This is a genomic window from Rathayibacter sp. Leaf299 (assembly GCF_001423055.1).
Lineage (GTDB): Bacteria > Actinomycetota > Actinomycetes > Actinomycetales > Microbacteriaceae > Rathayibacter > Rathayibacter caricis.
In genome coordinates, this window is record NZ_LMNT01000002.1 from 869922 (window position 1) to 888732 (window position 18811).

The window sequence follows — 18811 nt, forward strand, 5'->3', positions numbered from 1 at the left end:
AGAGCGCCGAGGCCCGCCGATAGGCTGACCCGAGACCAGAGGAGGCCGCGGAATGCCCGACCACGCGACGCGCGGCAACACTCTCGACCGGGTCCGGCGCCACAATCTCGCCGCGATCCTGCGCCTCGTGCACCGCGGCGGGCCGCGCTCCCGCTCGCAGCTGACGCGGGCGACCGGGCTGAACCGCTCGACCATCGCCGCCCTCGTGGGCGAGCTGGTCGAGCTCGGCATCGTGCGCGAGCGCGACCCCGACACGCTGAACCAGGTCGGCCGTCCGAGTCCGATCGTCGAGGCCGATCCGCGGGTCGTCGCGTTCGCCGTGAACCCCGAGATCGACGCCGTGACGGTCGCGGTGGTCGGCTTCGACGCGGAGGTGCGCCGCCGCCTCCGCCGCACCGCGCTCGTGCCCACCGCCGAGGCGGCCGCTGCGCTCGCCGCGGACGCGATCGCCGAGCTGCGCGCCGAGCTGCCCGCCGACGCCCGGACGGTCGGCATCGGAGTCGCGGTGCCCGGCCTCGTCCGTGACGCCGACGGCCTCGTCCGCACCGGCCCGCACCTGGGCTGGAGCGACGAGCCGTTCTCGCGGATGCTCGCCGACGCGACCGGGCTCCCCGTCCTCTCGGCGAACGACGCCAACCTCGGCGCCCTGGCCGAGAGCGCGCTCGGCGCCGGCCGCGACGTCTCGCACCTGATCTACCTCAACGGCGGCGCGAGCGGCGTCGGCGCGGGCGTGATCGTCGGAGGCGCTCCGCTGCACGGCATCGACGGCTACGCGGGCGAGATCGGCCACACCCTCGTCAACAGCGCGGGCGTCGACTGCCACTGCGGCGCGGTCGGCTGCCTCGAGACCGAGGTCGGCCGCGCCGAGCTGCTGCGCGTGCTGGGCCTGGAGGAGAGCGAGCGGCTGGAGGAGGCGCTCGCCGCCTCCGAGGACCCGGCGGTCCGCGCGGAGGTCGAGCGCCAGCTCGGCCACCTCGCCGTGGCTCTCCGCAACGTCGTCAACATCTTCAACCCGCAGCTGGTCGTGCTCGGCGGCTTCCTCGGCGCCCTGGTCGGCGTGGCGCCCGGGTTCCTCGAGGAGCGCCTGACCCACGGCGGTCCGTTCCGCGTGGCGCTCGAGTCCGTCCGCATCGCGCGCACCGAGCTCGGCGGCGATCTGCTGATGATCGGAGCGGCCGAGCTCGCGTTCGAGCAGCTGCTCGCCCATCCGCTGGCCGCGCCGCTGCATCCGCTCGCCCCGTGACGTCCGGGGCTTGGGCGCGGCGGAGGTAAGCGTTTACCCTGCTGGAGGACCACCGGGATCGGGCACCACCGTCGGCGCCCCGGCCCGCACCACCGCCTCGGCGGTCGAAGGAGAGAGTACATGCCCGTTCGCTACGGAGGCGACTACAACCCCGAGCAGTGGCCGAAGGAGGTGTGGCCCGAGGACGTGACCCTGATGAACCGCGCCGGAGTGAATCTCGCGACGGTGGGCGTCTTCTCGTGGGCGCACCTGGAGCCGCGCGACGGCGAGTTCGACTTCGCCTGGCTCGACGAGGTCCTCGACGGCCTGCACGCCGGCGGCGTCCGCGTCGACCTCGCCACCGCCACCGCGTCGCCGCCGCCGTGGCTGAGCCACGAGCACCCCGAGATGCTGCCCGTCACCGCCGACGGAGTGGTCCTCGGAGTCGGCTCGCGCCAGCAGTACGCGCCGTCCTCGCCCGTGTATCGCCGCTACGCCGCGCGCCTGGTGCGCAAGCTGGCCGAGCGCTACGCCGGCCACCCCGCGCTCGAGATGTGGCACATCGGCAACGAGTACGGCTGCCACGTCTCGCACGACTACTCCGAATCGGCCGTCCTCGCGTTCCGCGAGTGGCTGAGCGCCAAGTACGGCAGCATCGAGGCGCTCAACGAGGCCTGGGGTACCGCCTTCTGGTCGCAGCGCTACTCGAGCTTCGAGGAGGTGCGCCCGCCCGCCGCGATGCCGACCCTGCCGAACCCGACCCAGCGCCTCGACTTCGACCGCTTCTCCTCGCGCCAGCTGCTCGAGTGCTACCTGGCCGAGAAGGAGATCCTGCGCGAGTACTCGCCCGAGACCCCGATCACCACGAACTTCATGGGGCTCTTCAAGCCGGTCGACTACTGGGCGTGGGCGCCGCACGTCGACGTCGTGTCCGACGACCTGTATCCCGATCCCGCCGATCCGGAGGCGCCCTTCACCGCCGCGGTCGCCCGCGACCTGATGCGCTCGCTGGGCGAGGGCCGCCCGTGGCTGCTGATGGAGCAGGCGACGAGCGCCGTCAACTGGCGCCGCAGCAACGCCCCGAAGAAGCCCGGCCAGATGCGCGCCTGGAGCTACCAGGTGCTGGGCCGCGGAGCCGACGGCATCCTGTTCTTCCAGTGGCGGCAGTCGCGCGCCGGGGCCGAGAAGTTCCACTCCGGCCTCGTGCCGCACGGCGGCCCCGAGACGCGCGTGTTCCGCGAGGTCGAGGAGCTGGGCGCCGAGCTCGGCCGCCTCGACGAGATCCTGGGCACGGAGGTGGCCGCGCGCGTCGCGATCGTCTTCGACTGGGACAGCTGGTGGTCGATCGAGCAGGACGCGACTCCCGGCGCGATCGACTACGCGGCGCACGTGACCGCCTGGCACCGCGAGTTCACCCGCCGCCACGTCACGGTCGACTTCGTGCGCGCCTCCGGGCCGTTCGACGGCTACGACCTCGTCGTCGCTCCGGCGCTGTTCACCGTGCGAGCGGAGGATCTGGCCGGCCTCGCCGCGTACGCGGAGGGCGGCGGGCACCTCGTCACCACCTTCCAGAGCGGCATCACCGACGAGGACGCGCACATCACCGAGGGCGGCTACCTCGGCGCGCTGCAGTCGACGCTCGGCGTGCGCGTCGAGGAGTTCGCTCCGCTCGCCTCCGCCGACGCGTTCTCGGACGACCTGCCCGAGTCCACCGTGACCGGGTCTCTCGCGGGCGCGATCACCCGCTGGCGCGAGTACCTGCACGCCGACGGTGCGGAGGTGCTGGCGCGCTTCACCGACGACCTCGACGGCTGGCCCGCGATCACCCGCCGCGAGACGGCCGCAGGCGGCTCCGCCTGGTACGTCGCGACCTGGCCCGCGCCGGAGCTGCTCGGCACGGTCGTCGAGCGCGCGCTCGCCGACGCGGGTGTCGAGGGGATCCTCGCCGAGCCCCTCGAGGGAGTGGAGCTCATCCGCCGCGGCGCGCTCGTCTTCGCGATCAACCACGGGCGCTCGGACGTCGTCGTGCCGATCGCGGGGGTCGACGTGCTGACCGGCGGGCGCGCCGACTCCGTCACCCTGGCGCCCCAGGGGGTCGCACTGCTGCGGGTGGAGTGAGAGCGCTCCCGGTCTCGGATCGCGCCGATCACGTCCCCGCATGGACTGATAGTCGAATCAATTCGACCCAGGGGGAGTACACAGGCGCTCTCGGCGGTTAGCGTGAGGAGCGGTGCACGGATCCGAGGGTCCGGCGCCGCTCCTCGCGGCCGTTCGAGCCGCTCCCGCTCCGCTCCCCGCGCTCCTGCGCAGGAAGGCCTCCGTGACCACCGTCGCCTCGACGCCCACCGGCTCCGTCCCCGTCCACCGCCACCCCGGCGACGCCCTGACCGCGCGTCAGCGGCTCGTCTACATCATCGTTCTGGGAGCGCTCACCGCGCTCGGTCCGTTCACGATCGACCTCTACCTCCCCGCGTTCCCGGTGCTGCAGAGCGAGCTGAACGTATCCGAGGCGGCGGTGCAGCTGACCCTCACCGGCACGACGCTCGGCTTCGCCCTCGGCCAGCTGATCGTGGGGCCGTGGAGCGACGCGGTCGGGCGCCGGCTGCCGCTGATCCTGGCCACGGCCGTGCACGTGCTCACCTGCATCGGCGCCGCCTTCGCGCCCGACATCGTCTGGCTCGGCGTGTTCCGCGTGCTGATGGGCGCGGGTGCCGCGGCGGGCGGAGTCGTCGCCATGGCGATGGTCCGCGACCTCTTCGGCGGTCGTCCGCTCGTCAAGATGCTCTCCCGCCTCGCCCTGGTGTCGGGTCTCGCTCCCGTCCTCGCCCCGGTGATCGGCTCGCAGCTCCTGCTCGTCATGGACTGGCGCGGAGTCTTCGTCTTCCTCGCCGGCTACGGCCTCGTCGTGATGGTCGCCGTGGCGCTCCTCATCGTCGAGACCCGACCGCGGACCGCGCGCGACGACCGCGACCGCCGCTCCCTCGCGCAGCGCTACGGCTCGGTGCTCGGCGACCGCCAGTTCGTCGGCGTCGCGGTCATCGGAGGCATGACCTTCGCCGGCCTCTTCACCTACCTCTCGAGCTCCTCCTTCCTCTTCCAGGGGCTCTACGGCTTCGACGCTCAGCAGTACGGCCTGCTCTTCGCGGTCAACTCGCTCGGAGTCGTCTTCGGCGTGCAGGCGTCCTCGCGCCTCAGCCGCCGGGTCGGCCCGCAGTGGATCCTCGCGATCACCACCGTGTCGCTCTTCACGTCGGCCGGGCTGATCGCGCTGTTCGACGTCCTCGGCTTCGGGCTCTGGGGCACGCTCGTCCCGCTCTGGCTGTTCATCGCCTCCTGCGGCTTCAGCTTCCCGTGCGTGCAGGTGCTGGGCCTCGTGAACCACGGCAGGGAGGCGGGCACCGCCGCGTCGCTGCTGGGTGCGGTGAACTTCGGAGTCGCCGGCCTGCTCTCGCCGATCTCCGGGATCTTCGGCGCCTCCTCCGCCGTGCCGATGGCCCTGGTCATGATGGCGACCGCGACCGTCTCGATCCTCGCCCTCTGGCTGATCGTCCGCCCGCGCACGGTCGCCGCCCTGCAGGACTGACGCGCGGCTCCTCCTCCCTCGGTGCGATCTGCGGGGCCCCGGTGCGATCCGCAGGGACTTGCACGATCTGCAGGCCCCGCACGATCTGCAGGTATCTGCACGATTCGCAGGGGATCCCGCTGTCGGCGAGGAGTCCCCGCGGAGGAAAGCGAGTTCCCCTCCGGAACCCCTGCAGATCGCGCAATCCCCTGCAGATCGCGCACAGCACCGCCCGAACCCAGCGCCCCGCACCCCGCGCAAGCCCCCGCGAGGTGAACGGCAGGCGCGGCATCATGTCCATATGGTGAACCGCGAGAACCGCCCCCCGACCGAGCCGGCGTCGGCGTCCCCCGACGCGGTGCAGCGCGAGCGGATGACCACGGCCGCGCCGTCCGCGGACCCCGCGGCGACCAAGGTCCTCACGCAGGAGGTCGCGCACCGCGTCTCGCGCCGCTGGCCGCTCATCTCGGCGTCGATCGCTCTGCTGATCACCGTCGTCCTCGCGATCATGATCGCCTACCGCCCCACCACCGCCTTCGGCTTCGACGTCGAGTGGATGGACGAGGTCGTCGAGCACCGCTCGAGCGTCTGGGACATCCCCGCCCTGATCATGAACACGGTCGGCGCCGGCATCACCGGCACCGCGATCATCCCGCTGGCCATCGTGGCCGTCCTGCTCGTGTTCCGGAGGCGCTGGGCCGCGCTGTACTACGCCGTCGCCGCCCTCGTCAGCGTCGGCCTGACGCAGCTCGTCAAGGAGCTCGTCGGCCGCGCCCGCCCCGAGGACATGCTGGTGACCAGCGACTACGGCTCGTTCCCCTCCGGCCACACCGCCAACGCGGCGACGACCGCCATGGTGCTCGCCCTGATCTTCCCGCTGATCTGGGTCTGGATCGCCGGCTTCCTCTACACGATCGCGATGATGGCGAGCCGCACCTACCTCGGCGCCCACTGGCTGAGCGACACGATCGGCGGCCTGCTCCTGGGCGTCGGAGTCGCGCTCGTCGTCTGGGCGCCGCTCGCCGGCCGTCTCCGCAGCGAGAGCGAGCTGCCGCATCCGCCGATCTGGGTGAAGCGCTCGGACGTGCGCTAGGAGCCGAACGAGGCGAGCCCGTCGAGCTCGTTGAACGTGTACACGTGCAGCCCGTGGAGCCGGTCGCCCGCCGCCGCCTCCAGCCGCCCGACGAAGGCGGTCGGGTCGAAGCGGCGGCCGCGCAGCAGCCCGCCCGCGACGGAGGAGCTGCGCGTCAGGAACCCGAGCGACGAGCCCACGCCGATCTTCGCCCCCAGGCTCAGCAGCGTCGCGCGCTCGACCGGTCCCGGGATCCCGGCCCACAGCTCCGCGTCGATGCCCTCGGCGCGCAGCGAGTCGGCGTAGCGGGCGACGGCGTCCACGTCGAAGCACATCTGCGTGACGACCGAGCGGATGTAGGGGGCCCGCTCGCGCAGGTGCTTCAGGATGCTCTCGTCCGAGAGGTGCGGGTGCCCCTCCGGGTAGCCGGCGATGCCGACGGCCAGGGCGGGCATGATCTCGACGGCGTCGCGGAGGAGCTCCAGGCTCGTCGAGTAGGTCCCGCTCGCCTTCTTCGCGTCGCCTGAGACGACGAAGGCCTCGCCGATCCCGGAGTCGCCCAGGCGGCCGAGCGCGCGCTCGAGGGCGGGCCTCCCCTCGACGGTGCGGGCGGCCAGGTGCGGCACGACGCCGAAGCCCAGGGCGGCGAGCTCGACGGCCGCGTCGAGGGTGCGCTCCAGGCCGTGCTTCGGGAGGCTCGTGACGGTCAGCACGACGGCCGACGGGTCGGGGAACGCGCGGCGGGCCCGCTCGGCGATATCGGCGGTGGGGATGATCTCGAAGCGCGCCCTGGTCACCTGTCCAGCCTCCCACGGCCCGGTGTCGGAGGGTCGCCCTAGCCTGGAGGCGCCCGCCGCCCGGCGGCACCGGAGGGAGTCGCATGTACCTGGAGGCCGGCCGCGTGGTCACGAGCCCCACCGACCTCTCGAACTGGGCGGCCTGCGAGTGGGCGGTGCTGCGGCGCTTCGACGCGATGCTCGGCCGGTCCCCGCGGCTCGACCCGGTGGTCGACGCGATGCTCGATCGCACGGCGGTCCTCGGCGACGAGCACGAGCACCGCTTCCTCGACGAGCTGAAGCGCACGCACGAGGTCCTCGAGTTCGAGCGTCCCGAGCCAGCGGGCTACGCGGCGGCCGCCGACGCCGCTGTCGAGGCGATGCGCGCCGGAGTCGACGTGCTCTACCAGGCCGTCTTCTTCGACGGCGAGTTCCTCGGCTTCTCCGACTTCCTCCTCCGCACCGACGACGGCGCGTACGAGGTCTACGACACCAAGCTCGCGCGGCACGCCAAGATCCCGGCCCTGCTGCAGCTCGCGGCCTACGCCGAGCAGATGAGCGCCCGCGGCGTCCGGGTCGGCGAGCGGGTCCACCTGGTGCTGGGCGACGGCTCCGTCACCAGTCACGAGCTGGCCTCGATCGCGCCGGTGCAGCGCGTGCAGCGCGCGCGGCTGCGGTCCGTGCTCGCCGAGCGCCTCGCCGCCGCGGAGCCGCTCGCGTGGGGCGATGCGCGCTACCTCTCCTGCGGTCGCTGCCCGGTCTGCGCTCCCGAGGTGGCGGCGCACCGCGATCCGATCCTCGTCGCCGGCATGCGGCTCGACCAGCGGGCGAAGCTCGCCGCGGCCGGAGTGACGACCCTCGACGCCCTCGCCGAGCACGTCGGCGCGGTCCCCGGCCTCGGCGCCGGCACCCTCGACTCGCTGCGCGCGCAGGCGCGGCTGCAGGTGCTGTCCGAGTCCTCGTCCGTGCCCGCCGTCGAGCTGATCGACCCCTCCGTCCTCGCCGCCCTGCCCGCTCCCGATCCCGGCGATCTCTTCTTCGACTTCGAGGGCGATCCGCTGCACAGCGAGGACAACCGCGAGTGGGGCCTCGACTACCTCTTCGGCATGGTCGACGACCAGGAGGAGTTCACGGCGTTCTGGGCGCACGACCTCGCAGCCGAGCGGCGCGCGCTCGTCGACTTCCTCGCGTTCCTGCGCGAACGCCGGGCCTGGTACCCGCGGATGCACGTCTACCACTACGCCTCCTACGAGCGCACGCACCTGCTCTCGCTCGCCCTGCGGCACGGCGTCGGCGAGGAGGAGGTCGACCAGCTGTTACGCGACGGCGTCCTCGTCGACCTCTATCCGGTGGTCCGGCGGGCGCTCCGGGTGGGCTCGCGCAGCTACTCGATCAAGAAGCTCGAGCCGCTCTACATGGGCTCGGAGGAGCGCGACGCGTCCGGAGTGACGAACGCGGCCGACAGCATCGACGTCTACGTGAAGGCGCGCGCCGCGTTCGCGGACGACCCCGTGAAGGGTCAGCGCGAGCTCGACCTCGTGGCCGAGTACAACGCCTACGACTGCCGGTCGACCCTCCGGCTGCGCGACTGGCTGCTGTCGCTCGCACCGCCCCGCGACGCGCCGCTGCCGCTCGTCGAGATCGACCTTCCCGTGCCGCGCGAGCCCGACCCCACCGCCGTCGCGCTGCTCGCGCAGGTCGAGGGCGTCGAGCCCTGGGAGCGCACGGCCGACCAGACCGCGCTCGCCCTGGCCGGCGCCGCTATCGACTACCACCGCCGCGAGGCGAAGACCTTCTGGCAGGACCACTTCGACCGCCTCCGCGAACCGCTCGACGAGTGGGCCGACACGCGCGACGTCGTGATGATCGACCGCGTCGAGGTCGTCCGCGAGTGGTCCAAGCTCCCGAAGGCGCGGACGCAGTCGCGCGAGCTGCGGATCCTCGGCCGGCTCGCTCCCGGCAGCCGGCTCGGCACCGGCTCCTCGCCGTACCTCGTCTACGACGCGCCCCCGCCGCCCGGAGCGCCCTCGCCCGGCCCGGGGCTCCGCGGCGCGTCCGACCGCTCCGAGATCCTCGCGGTCGACGACGACGGCGAGCGCATCGTGCTTCTGCTCAAGGAGGGGCTGAAGGCGGGGGAGGACCCGCACGACGACGGGCCCGTCGCGCTCGCCCCCGCCCCGCCGCCCCGCGCGGCCCCGCAGCCTGAGGCCATCGCCGAGTGGGGCGGTGAGGTCCTCGACGCGCTGCCCGAGCTGCTGCCCGACCCCGCGCTCGACGTGCTGCGGCGCAGGCCCCCCGCCGCGGTCGCCCCGGTCGAGGGCGACGACGTCATCGGCGCCGTGGTCGCGACGCTCGTCGGCCTCGATCGGGCGACCCTCGCCGTGCAGGGCCCGCCCGGCACCGGCAAGACCTACGTCGGCTCGCACGTGATCGCCCGGCTCGTGCGCGAGCACGGCTGGCGCGTCGGCGTGGTCGGTCAGTCCCACTCCGTCGTCGAGAACGTGCTGACGGCGGTCGTGGGCCGCGGAGTCGACCCGTCGCGGGTCGCGAAGGTGCCCAAGAAGGGCGCCTCGGCCGAGTCGCTCGCCGCGGCGGCGTGGGCTCCCGTCACGAACGGCGCCGCCCTCGCGGCGGTGCTCCAGGAGGAGGGCGGCTGCGTCGTCGGCGGCACCGCGTGGACCTTCGCGAACGCCCAGACCGTGCCCCGTCGCTCCCTCGACCTGCTCGTCGTCGACGAGGCGGGTCAGTTCTCGCTCGCGCCGACCATCGCGAGCTCGGTCGCGGCGCAGCGCCTCCTGCTCCTCGGCGATCCGCAGCAGCTCCCGCAGGTCAGCCAGGGCTCGCACCCCGAGCCGGTGGACGAGTCGGCCCTCGGCTGGCTGGCCGACGGCCACGACGTGCTGCCCGCCGAGTACGGCTACTTCCTCGCGCAGACGTACCGGATGCACCCGGCGCTCGCCGCCGCCGTCTCCGAGCTCTCCTACGAGGGCGCCCTGGTGTCCCGGGCCCCCGCCGAGCGCCGCCTCGAAGGGGTGGCTCCGGGGCTGCACTCCGTCCCGGTCGTGCACGCCGGCGACACCACCTCCTCGCCCGACGAGGCGGGCCGCGTGGTCGAGATCGCACTGTCGATGATCGGCCGCACCTGGGTCGACGAGCACGGCGAGCGGAGTCTCACCGCCGCCGACGTCATCGTGGTCGCGCCCTACAACGCTCAGGGCGGGCTGCTCCGCGCCGCGCTCGACAAGGCGGGCCTCGTCGAGACCGCGGTCGGCACCGTCGACCTGTTCCAGGGCAGGGAGGCGGTGGTCGCGATCGTGTCGCTCGCCGCGTCCTCGGGCGCCGACGTCCCGCGCGGCCTCGAGTTCCTCCTCCTGCCGAACCGGTTGAACGTCGCGATCTCGCGGGCGAAGTGGGCCGCGTACCTCGTGCACTCGCCCGCGCTCGCGGCCTCCCTGCCCACCTCGCTCACCGGGCTCGAGCGGCTGTCGCGCTTCATCCGCCTCCTCGAGAAGGACGTCGGCGTGGGGGAGTGACGGAATCAGTGGCCGGAAGGCGAGCGGAGCACCGTTCTCGATGGTTCCGGGCGTGGTGGGCGACGCGATCCGTCGCTACGGTAGGGGCATGAGAATCCTCCTGGTCGGCGCCGGCGGCGTCGGCGACGCCTTCGCCCGGATCGCCGCCCGCCGCACGTTCTTCGAGCAGATCATCGTCTGCGACTACGAGCTCGCCCGCGCCGAGCGCACCGTGGCGTGGATCGCCGACCGCCACGGCGTCGACGACCGCTTCGTCGCCGCCCGCATCGATGCCTCCGACGCCGAGAGCGTCGAGACGGTCGCGCGGGCGCACGGAGCGACGCACGTCATGAACGCCGTCGAGCCCAAGTTCGTCCCCACGATCTTCGCGGGCGCCCTCGCGGCCGGCGCCGACTACGTCGACATGGCGATGAGCCTCTCCCGCCCGCACTCCGACGAGCCGCACGCGAAGACCGGCGTCAAGCTCGGCGACGAGCAGTTCGAGGCGGCGGGGGAGTGGGAGTCGCGCGGACGTCTCGCCCTCGTCGGCATGGGCGTCGAGCCCGGCCTGTCGGACGTCTTCGCCCGCTACGCCTCCGATCACCTCTTCGACCGGATCGACGAGCTGGGCGTGCGCGACGGCGCGAACCTCGTGGTCCGCGACGAGAGCGGCGCGGAGGTCTTCGCTCCGTCCTTCTCGATCTGGACGACCATCGAGGAGTGTCTGAACCCTCCGGTCGTCTTCGAGAAGGACCGCGGCTGGTTCACCACGCCGCCCTTCTCGGAGCCCGAGGTGTTCGAGTTCCCCGAGGGCATCGGCCCGGTCGAGTGCGTGAACGTGGAGCACGAGGAGGTGCTGCTGATGCCGCGCTGGCTCGACGCCGAGCGGGTCACCTTCAAGTACGGGCTCGGCGAGCAGTTCATCGGCGTCCTGCGCACACTCAACCTGCTCGGCCTCGACCGCACCGAGCCGATCCGCGTGCGGTCGGCCGAGGGCCCCGTGCTCGTCGCCCCGCGCGACGTGGTCGCCGCGGCGCTGCCCGACCCGGCCGGCATCGGCCCGCGCATGACCGGCAAGACCTGCGCCGGCCTGTGGGTCAGCGGCACGAAGGACGGCGCGCACCGCGAGGTGTACCTCTACCACGTGAGCGACAACGAGTGGACGATGGCCGAGTACGGGGCGCAGTGCGTGGTGTGGCAGACCGCGCTGAACCCGGTCGTGGCCCTCGAGATGCTCGCCACGGGCGCCTGGTCGGGAGCGGGAGTGCTCGGCCCGGAGGCATTCGACGCGGCGCCGTTCCTCGAGCTGATGGCGAGGCCCGTCGAGGAGGGCGGCTACGGCCAGGCCTGGCACGTCCGCGAGGACACGCGAGCCTAGGCTGGTCGCATGAGCATCGACGACGGGCTCGCCTCGGCGAGGGACGACGCACGCGCGGCCCTGGAGGCCGCCCGAGCACTGCAGGCCGAGGCGGCGCGGGCGCTCGAGCGCGCCGAGGCCGCCGCGGCGGCGCTGGGTGCGGTGTCGGGGCCGGAGGAGGCGAGCGCGGTCGTCGACGACGTGCGGCTGGTCGAGGCGGCGCAGGAGGATCCGGTCGCCGCGCCCGCGCCTCCGGCCCCGCTTTCCGAGTCCGCCGTCGACGCCGTCCGCGCCGGCTACGCCTTCGCAGGCCCCGTCCTCGAGCTCGGCGCCCTCGTCAACGGCGAGGCCCGCCCCGACGTCCCCGTCCGGCTCCCGCTCGGCATGCTCAACCGCCACGGCCTCGTCGTCGGCGCGACCGGCACCGGCAAGACCAAGACGCTGCAGGTCCTCGCCGAGCAGCTCTCCGCGGCCGGCGTCCCCGTCTTCGCCGCCGACATCAAGGGCGATCTCTCCGGCCTCGCGACGCCCGGCACCGAGAACGAGAAGCTCCTCGCCCGCACCCGCACTATCGGGCAGGACTGGCACGCGGAGGCGTCACCCGCCGAGTTCTTCGCGCTCGGCGGCATCGGCACGGGCGTCCCGGTGCGCGCGACCGTCACCGGCTTCGGGCCTCTGCTGCTCTCGAAGGTGCTCGGTCTGAACGCGACCCAGGAGTCGAGCCTCGGCCTCGTCTTCCACTACGCCGAGGGCGAGGGCCTCCCGCTCGTCGACCTCTCCGACCTCCGCGCCGTCCTCACCTATCTCGTCGGCGACGAGGGCAAGGGCGAGCTGGCCGAGCTGGGCGGCCTGTCCAAGGCCACCGCGGGCGTGATCCTCCGCGAACTGATCGCGATCGCCGACCAGGGCGCCGACGTCTTCTTCGGCGAGCCCGAGATCGACACGGCCGAGTTCCTCCGCAGCACCGCCGACGGCCGCGGCGTGGTGAGCCTCCTCGAGGTGCCCGGAGTGGCGGACCGGCCGGCCCTCTTCTCGACGTTCCTGATGTGGCTGCTCGCCGACCTCTTCAACGACCTGCCCGAGGTGGGCGACCTCGAGCGCCCGAAGCTCGTCTTCTTCTTCGACGAGGCGCACCTGCTGTTCCGCGACGCCTCCAAGGACTTCCTCGCGGCGATCACGCAGACGGTGCGCCTCATCCGCTCGAAGGGCGTCGGCATCGTCTTCGTCACCCAGACGCCCAAGGACGTGCCGGGCGACGTCCTCGCCCAGCTCGGCTCGCGCATCCAGCACCAGCTCCGATCGCACACGCCCGACGACGCGAAGGCCCTGAGAGCCACCGTCTCGACCTACCCGGAGTCGGACTACGACCTCGGCGAGACCCTCCAGGCCCTGCCGATCGGCGAGGCGATCGTGACGGTGATGAACGAGCGCGGCGCTCCGACGCCCGTCGCCTGGACGCGGCTGCGCGCCCCACAGGGCTCCATGTCGCCGACACCGGAGTCGGAGCGCGAGGCGAGCGTGCAGCGCTCCCCGCTGCTCGCGCGCTACGGCACGCCGCTCGACCGCGACTCCGCCCGCGAGATCCTGACCCGCCGCCTCGACGCCGCAGCCGACGCGGAGGAGGAGCGCCGGGTCGCCGAGGAGCGCGCCGAGGAGGACGCCCGCCTCGCGAAGGAGCAGGCCCGCGCCGCGAAGGAGCGCGCCGCCGCCGACGCGCGCCTCCAGAAGGAACGCGCCGCCGCCGAGCGCCGCGCCGACGCCGCCGCCGAGCGCACCCGCCGCCGCACCGCCCCCACCACGCGCACCAGCACCCCGCGCCGCGAGAAGGGCGTCGTCGAGCAGGTCCTCGGCTCCTCGGCGGGCAAGACCCTGCTCCGCGAAGTCGTCCGCGGCATCTTCGGCACCGCCCGCCGCCGCTGACGCGCCCGCCGCCGCCGCTGACGGGGCCGTCTGCGGCGTTGTCGTCGGTCGCGATACCGCCGGTATCGCTCCCTCCTCCGCCTTGCAGCCGACCCCGTCAGCGGCGGCGGCCCTGCGGGCGCCTTCCTGGAGGAGAGGCGGCCCTGCGGGCGCCTCCCTCTTGCTGATCGAGTAGCCCGCGCAGCGGGCGTATCGAGATCCACCCGCTCCGGACTTCCCCCTGACGCCTCCGCCCTCGGTGGACGCGGGTCTCGATACGCCCCTCCGGGGCTACTCGACCAGCAAGGGACGCCGCTACCCCCTCTTGCTGATCGAGTAGCCCGCGCAGCGGGCGTATCGAGATCCACCCACTCCACCCCACCCCGCTAACGCCCGCGTGTTAGCGTCACTACTCGTGACCGAGAGCCCGAGCACCCGAGACCGCATCCTCCGGGCGACCGCCGAGCTCCTGGCCGAGGGCGGCCGCGACGCCGTCTCGACGCGCGCCATCAGCTCCGCGGCCGGCGTGCAGGCGCCCACCATCTACCGCACCTTCGGCGATCTCCGCGGCCTCCTCGACTCGGTGGTCGCCGCGGCCGTCGCCGACGCCCTCGCCGACTTCGAGCGGAGCGACGCCCCGGCCGATCCCGTCGACGCCCTCCGCGCGGCCTGGGACCAGCACGTCGCGTTCGGGCTCGCGCAGCCGCACCTCTACGCCCTGATGTTCACCGCCCGGCCGGGGGAGGAGTCCGAGGCCGCTCGCCTCGCCGGCGGTGTCCTGCTCGCGCACGTGCGCGCTGTCGCCGAGGCCGGCCGCCTCACCGTCGACGTCGAGCACGCCGCCCGGCTCCTGCAGTCCGCGGCCCTCGGCTGCACGCTGACCCTGACCGCCGGGCGCGACTCCGACGACGACCTCTCCTCCCGGTCCCGCGAGGCGGTCCTGACCGCGATCACGACCTCGGAGGCGGGACCGACCGATCCCGCGGCCCACGCCCTCGTCGCGCACGCGGTCGCCCTGCGCGCGGTGCTCGGCTCGGTCGACGCCCTGAGCGAGGCCGAGCGGATGCTGCTCGAGGAGTGGCTCGTCCGCATCGCCCGCTGACAGCGGACCCGCCGGAGAGCGGCGCACGCGTTAACGAGAACGGTGCCCGTGCTGGCGAGAGCAACGGACACCGTTCGCGGAGGATGGGGGATTCGAACCCCCGAGGGCTTTCACCCAACACGCTTTCCAAGCGTGCGCCATAGGCCACTAGGCGAATCCTCCAGGCGCGACCGTGATCGCGACCTCATGCACACTACACGGAACGGGCGCCCCCTGCAGACCACCGGGCGCTCCTGAAGCCCGCCGGATCGGGTTAGACTGTCTCCCGGCTCCCCGCGTGGCGCCATCCAGGCCAACTCCCCCAGGGCGGAAACGCAGCAAGGGTAACCGGGCTCTGGCGGGTGCGCGGGGGGTCTTCTTCCGTTAAACAGGACGCGCACCGCTCCTCCCCAGGCCGCACCTCGTGCACGCCCTCCCATCCTGAAGCGACTGCCCAGTCTCGACGCGGGCCCCGTCGGTAGGGTGGCTCCGATGGTCCAGAGCATCTACATCTCGTCCGCCGAAGGTCACTCCGGCAAGTCCACGGTCGCCCTCGGCGTCCTCGATGTGCTCAGCAGCCAGGTGCAGCGGGTGGGCGTCTTCCGCCCGATCGCGCGCTCCACCTCCGAGCCCGACTACGTGCTCGAGATGCTGCTCGGCCACTCCGATTCGGGTCTCGCCTACGAGGACTGCATCGGCGTCACCTACGAGGACGTGCACGCCGACGGCGAGGCCGCGCTGTCGCGGATCGTCGAGCGCTACAAGGGCGTCGAGGCGCGGTGCGACGCGGTCGTCATCCTCGGCTCCGACTACACCGACGTCGGCAGCCCCACCGAGCTGGGCTACAACGCCCGCATCGCGGCCAACCTGGGCGCCCCGGTGCTGCTCGTGCTGACCGGCCGCGACCCCTCCCGCAGCGAGCAGCTCGGCCAGGCGCCCGCGCGCACTCCCGAGGAGATGCGCCAGATCACCGAGCTGGCCTCGGTCGAACTGCGCACCGCGCACGCCTCCCTCATCGGAGTCATCGCGAACCGCGCAGATCCCGAGACCGCACCGAACGCGGTCGCGGCGATCCGCGAGGTCCTGCCGGAACGCGTCCCCGTCTGGGCGATCCCCGAGGATCCGTTCCTCGTCGCTCCCAGCGTCTCCCGTCTCGTCGAGGCGGTCGACGGCGTCGTCGTCGCGGGCGATCCCGAACTGCTCGGCCGCGAGGCGCTCGGCGTCGTCGTCGCCGGCATGTCGATGGTCAACGTGCTCCCGCGCCTGATGGAGGGCGGGGTCGTCATCGTCCCGGGCGACCGCCCCGAGGTCGTCCTCGCCGTGATCATGGCGCACGCCTCGGGCAACTTCCCGACGGTCTCGGCCATCATCCTCAACGGCGGCTTCGAGCTGCCGGAGCCGATCGTCCGGCTGATCGAGGGCGTCGACACCCGGCTCCCGATCGTCATGACCGAGCTCGGCACCTACGACACCGCGGTGCGCGTCACCGCGGCCCGCGGGCGCCTGGCGGCCGACTCGCCGCGCAAGCGCGACACCTCCCTCGCCCTGTTCCACCAGACGATCGACGCGGTCGAGCTGCTGACCCTCCTCGACGTCGGCCGCTCCGAGGTCGTCACGCCGCTCATGTTCGAGTACGGCCTGATCGAGCGGGCGCGCATCGCCGACCGGCACATCGTGCTCCCCGAGGGCGGCGACGACCGCATCCTCCGCGCCGCGGCGACAGTGCTGAAGCGCGGCATCGCCCGCCTGACGATCCTCGGCGAGGAGTCGGAGGTCCGCGGCCGCGCCGCCGGGCTCGGCCTCGACATCGACGGCGCCCGTGTCCTGAGCGTGCTCGACCCCGAGCACCGCGCCCGGTTCGCCGAGGAGTACGCCCGCATCCGCGCGCACAAGGGCATCACCTACGACCACGCGTTCGACACCGTCACCGACGTGTCCTACTTCGGCACGATGATGGTGCAGCTCGGCCTGGCCGACGGCATGGTCTCGGGAGCCGCGCACACCACGGCGCACACCATCCGCCCCGGCTTCGAGATCATCAAGACCAGCCCCGGCGTCTCGGTCGTCTCGAGCGTGTTCCTCATGGCGCTCGCCGACCGCGTGCTCGTCTACGGCGACTGCGCGGTGAACCCCGACCCGACCGAGGCTCAGCTCGCCGACATCGCGATCTCCTCGGCCGAGACCGCGCAGCAGTTCGGCATCGACCCCCGCATCGCGATGCTCTCGTACTCCACGGGCGAGAGCGGAGCAGGAGCCGACGTCGAGAAGGTGCGCGCCGCCACCGCGCTCGTCCGCGAGCGCCGCCCCGACCTGCTCGTCGAGGGCCCGATCCAGTACGACGCGGCAGCGGATGCGGCGGTCGCCGCCTCGAAGATGCCCGGGTCGCAGGTGGCCGGCCGCGCGACGGTGTTCATCTTCCCCGACCTCAACACGGGCAACAACACCTACAAGGCCGTGCAGCGCTCGGCCGGCGCGGTCGCCATCGGCCCGGTGCTGCAGGGGCTGCGCAAGCCGGTCAACGACCTCAGCCGCGGCGCCCTCGTCCAGGACATCGTCAACACCGTCGCGATCACGGCCATCCAGGCCGCGACGCAGGCGATCGTCCCGCCCACCTCCGCCATCCCCGTCGTGCGCTGACGTCACCCGCGTCGCCGCCTCCCCTCCGACCCCGACCCCCAGGAGTCCTCACCATGTCCGTCGTCCTCGTCGTCAACAGCGGTTCGTCCTCGTTCAAGTACCAGCTCATCGAGATGACGACGGAGGAGACGCTCGCCAGCGGCCTCGTCGAGCGGATCGGCGAGGAGACCGGCCGGACGAAGCACTCCCACGACGGCGAGAGCGTCGAGATCGAGGGGCCGATCCCGGATCACACCGCCGGCTTCGACGCGATGATCCGCGCCTTCGAGGAGAACGGGCCGAGCCTCTCCGAGTTCCCGCCCGTCGCCGTGGGGCACCGCGTGGTGCACGGCGGCAAGCGCTTCTACGAGGCGACGGTCGTCACGGACCTCGTGAAGATCAACATCGAGGACCTCTCCGATCTCGCGCCCCTGCACAACCCGGCGAACCTCGAGGGCATCGAGGCGGCGCAGAAGGCGTTCCCGGACGTGCCGCACGTCGCCGTCTTCGACACGGCGTTCCACCACACCCTCCCGCCGGAGGCCTCGACCTACGCGATCCCGGCCGAGCTCGCCGACAAGCACCGCATCCGCCGCTACGGCTTCCACGGCACCTCGCACAAGTTCGTGTCCGAATCGGCCGCCGCCTACCTCGGGCGCCGCCGCTCCGACCTCAAGACGATCGTCCTGCACCTGGGCAACGGCGCGTCCGTCTGCGCGGTCGACGGAGGAGCCTCCGTCGAGACCTCGATGGGCATGACCCCGCTCGAGGGCCTCGTCATGGGCACACGCTCCGGAGACCTCGACCCCGCCGTCGTCTTCCACCTGGCCCGCAAGGCCGGGCTGTCGATCGACGAGCTCGACACGGTCCTCAACCGCCGCAGCGGACTGCTCGGCCTCTCCGGCCGCGGCGACATGCGCGACGTGCAGGAGGCGTCCGAGGCCGGCGACGAGAAGGCCGCCGCCGCCCTGGAGGTCTACTACCACCGCCTCCGCCACTACATCGGCGCCTACTACGCCCAGCTCGGCCGCGTCGACGCCATCGTCTTCACCGCCGGAGTCGGCGAGAACGTCGCCGCCGTCCGCGCCGGCGCCCTCCGCGGCCTCGAGGGCCTCGGCATCGAGCTCGACCCCGAGCGCAACGCCTCCCGCGACCGCGGCGCCCGCCGCATCTCGACCGACGACTCCCGCGTCGCCGTCCTCGTCATCCCCACCAACGAGGAGCTCGAGATCGCCCGGCAGTCCTTGTCGGTCGTCTAGCGGCTGCGCCGCTAGACGACCCGCGGTCGGCGTCCGAAGTGGTCGCGTTCCCAGGAGCGGGGTGCGTCGGGCTGCCCTGAATCGCTCGCACGCGATTCCGGGTCGCGGCCCTCTGCGCGGGGCGGCTGGCCGGTGGGGGACGGGGCTTCGCCCGTCCGCTCCCAGAGGTCCGTCCCCTCGCCCCCCCCCGCTGGTCGAGTAGCCCCGCAGGGGCGGACCCCCTCTGCTGGTCGAGTAGCCCGGAGGGGCGGACCCCCTCTGCTGGTCGAGTAGCCCCGCAGGGGCGGACCCTCTGCTGGTCGAGTAGCCCCGCAGGGGCGGATCCCCTCTGCTGGTCGAGTAGCCCCGCAGGGGCGGATCCCCTCTGCTGGTCGAGTAGCCCCGGAGGGGCGTATCGAGACCCACCCACTCCGGGAGTCGTGGATCTCGATACGCCCGCTGCGCGGGCTACTCGA

General features: G+C 73.0%; 11 protein-coding genes, 1 tRNA gene and 1 other RNA gene. 11 read left to right on the forward strand and 2 right to left on the reverse strand.

Annotation, left to right across the window (positions count from 1 at the left end; translation table 11 throughout):
• Positions 1-52: 52 nt before the first annotated feature.
• The 4 genes from ASF48_RS11290 (at position 53) to ASF48_RS11305 (ending at position 5877) form a co-directional block, all read left to right on the forward strand.
• Positions 53-1243 carry an ROK family transcriptional regulator gene (locus ASF48_RS11290; protein ID WP_055791193.1) on the forward strand — a complete coding sequence of 397 codons (1191 nt, stop codon included), beginning with the start codon at positions 53-55 and terminating at the stop codon, positions 1241-1243.
• 120 nt (positions 1244-1363) lie between these two features.
• Complete coding sequence (locus ASF48_RS11295) at positions 1364-3340, forward strand: beta-galactosidase (RefSeq protein ID WP_055791195.1); 1977 nt, start codon at positions 1364-1366, stop codon at positions 3338-3340.
• A gap of 202 nt (positions 3341-3542) precedes the next feature.
• Positions 3543-4805 (forward strand): multidrug effflux MFS transporter, encoded by a 1263-nt coding sequence (locus ASF48_RS11300; RefSeq protein WP_055791617.1) that lies wholly within the window; start codon positions 3543-3545, stop codon positions 4803-4805.
• 280 nt (positions 4806-5085) lie between these two features.
• On the forward strand, positions 5086-5877 hold the full coding sequence (locus ASF48_RS11305; RefSeq protein ID WP_235577232.1) for a phosphatase PAP2 family protein: 792 nt from the start codon (positions 5086-5088) through the stop codon (positions 5875-5877).
• On the opposite strand, the gene ASF48_RS11310 is transcribed toward ASF48_RS11305, so the two are convergent.
• Entirely contained in the window at positions 5874-6653 is a 780-nt protein-coding gene (locus ASF48_RS11310) for a methylenetetrahydrofolate reductase (protein ID WP_055791198.1), read from the reverse strand. The two genes, ASF48_RS11305 and ASF48_RS11310, sit on opposite strands and share 4 nt — an antisense overlap.
• Positions 6654-6736: 83 nt before the next feature.
• Here ASF48_RS11310 and ASF48_RS11315 point away from each other — a divergent pair, with 83 nt between their 5' ends.
• The 4 genes from ASF48_RS11315 (at position 6737) to ASF48_RS11330 (ending at position 14502) form a co-directional block, all read left to right on the forward strand.
• On the forward strand, positions 6737-10165 hold the full coding sequence (locus tag ASF48_RS11315; RefSeq protein WP_055791201.1) for a TM0106 family RecB-like putative nuclease: 3429 nt from the start codon (positions 6737-6739) through the stop codon (positions 10163-10165).
• Positions 10166-10253: 88 nt separating this feature from the next.
• Positions 10254-11522, forward strand: coding sequence for a saccharopine dehydrogenase family protein (locus tag ASF48_RS11320; protein ID WP_055791623.1), 1269 nt, complete (start codon positions 10254-10256; stop codon positions 11520-11522).
• A 9-nt stretch (positions 11523-11531) separates the two neighbouring features.
• A complete protein-coding gene (locus tag ASF48_RS11325; RefSeq protein WP_055791204.1) occupies positions 11532-13421 on the forward strand; it encodes a helicase HerA-like domain-containing protein in 1890 nt (629 codons plus the stop codon).
• 394 nt (positions 13422-13815) lie between these two features.
• A complete protein-coding gene (locus ASF48_RS11330) occupies positions 13816-14502 on the forward strand; it encodes a TetR/AcrR family transcriptional regulator (RefSeq protein ID WP_082481305.1) in 687 nt (228 codons plus the stop codon).
• A gap of 77 nt (positions 14503-14579) precedes the next feature.
• Here ASF48_RS11330 and ASF48_RS11335 read toward each other — a convergent pair.
• A tRNA-Ser gene (locus ASF48_RS11335) sits at positions 14580-14664 on the reverse strand.
• Positions 14665-14766: 102 nt separating this feature from the next.
• On the opposite strand from ASF48_RS11335, the gene ffs reads away from it, so the two are divergent.
• The 3 genes from ffs to ASF48_RS11345 all read left to right on the forward strand — a co-directional run bounded on the left by ffs (position 14767) and on the right by ASF48_RS11345 (position 18356).
• Positions 14767-14863: signal recognition particle sRNA small type (gene ffs / locus ASF48_RS19055), an RNA gene on the forward strand.
• A 110-nt stretch (positions 14864-14973) separates the two neighbouring features.
• On the forward strand, positions 14974-17118 hold the full coding sequence (pta, locus tag ASF48_RS11340) for a phosphate acetyltransferase (protein ID WP_055791210.1): 2145 nt from the start codon (positions 14974-14976) through the stop codon (positions 17116-17118).
• Between the two features lie 53 nt (positions 17119-17171).
• Complete coding sequence (locus ASF48_RS11345; protein WP_055791212.1) at positions 17172-18356, forward strand: acetate/propionate family kinase; 1185 nt, start codon at positions 17172-17174, stop codon at positions 18354-18356.
• Positions 18357-18811: the final 455 nt, after the last annotated feature.

Coding starts and splice junctions, on each gene's coding strand:
- ASF48_RS11290 (WP_055791193.1), top strand. CDS start 53: ATGCCCGACCACGCGACGCGCGGCAACACTCTCGACCGGGTCCGGCGC.
- ASF48_RS11295 (WP_055791195.1), top strand. CDS start 1,364: ATGCCCGTTCGCTACGGAGGCGACTACAACCCCGAGCAGTGGCCGAAG.
- ASF48_RS11305 (WP_235577232.1), top strand. CDS start 5,086: ATGGTGAACCGCGAGAACCGCCCCCCGACCGAGCCGGCGTCGGCGTCC.
- ASF48_RS11315 (WP_055791201.1), top strand. CDS start 6,737: ATGTACCTGGAGGCCGGCCGCGTGGTCACGAGCCCCACCGACCTCTCG.
- ASF48_RS11320 (WP_055791623.1), top strand. CDS start 10,254: ATGAGAATCCTCCTGGTCGGCGCCGGCGGCGTCGGCGACGCCTTCGCC.
- ASF48_RS11325 (WP_055791204.1), top strand. CDS start 11,532: ATGAGCATCGACGACGGGCTCGCCTCGGCGAGGGACGACGCACGCGCG.
- pta (WP_055791210.1), top strand. CDS start 14,974: ATGGTCCAGAGCATCTACATCTCGTCCGCCGAAGGTCACTCCGGCAAG.
- ASF48_RS11345 (WP_055791212.1), top strand. CDS start 17,172: ATGTCCGTCGTCCTCGTCGTCAACAGCGGTTCGTCCTCGTTCAAGTAC.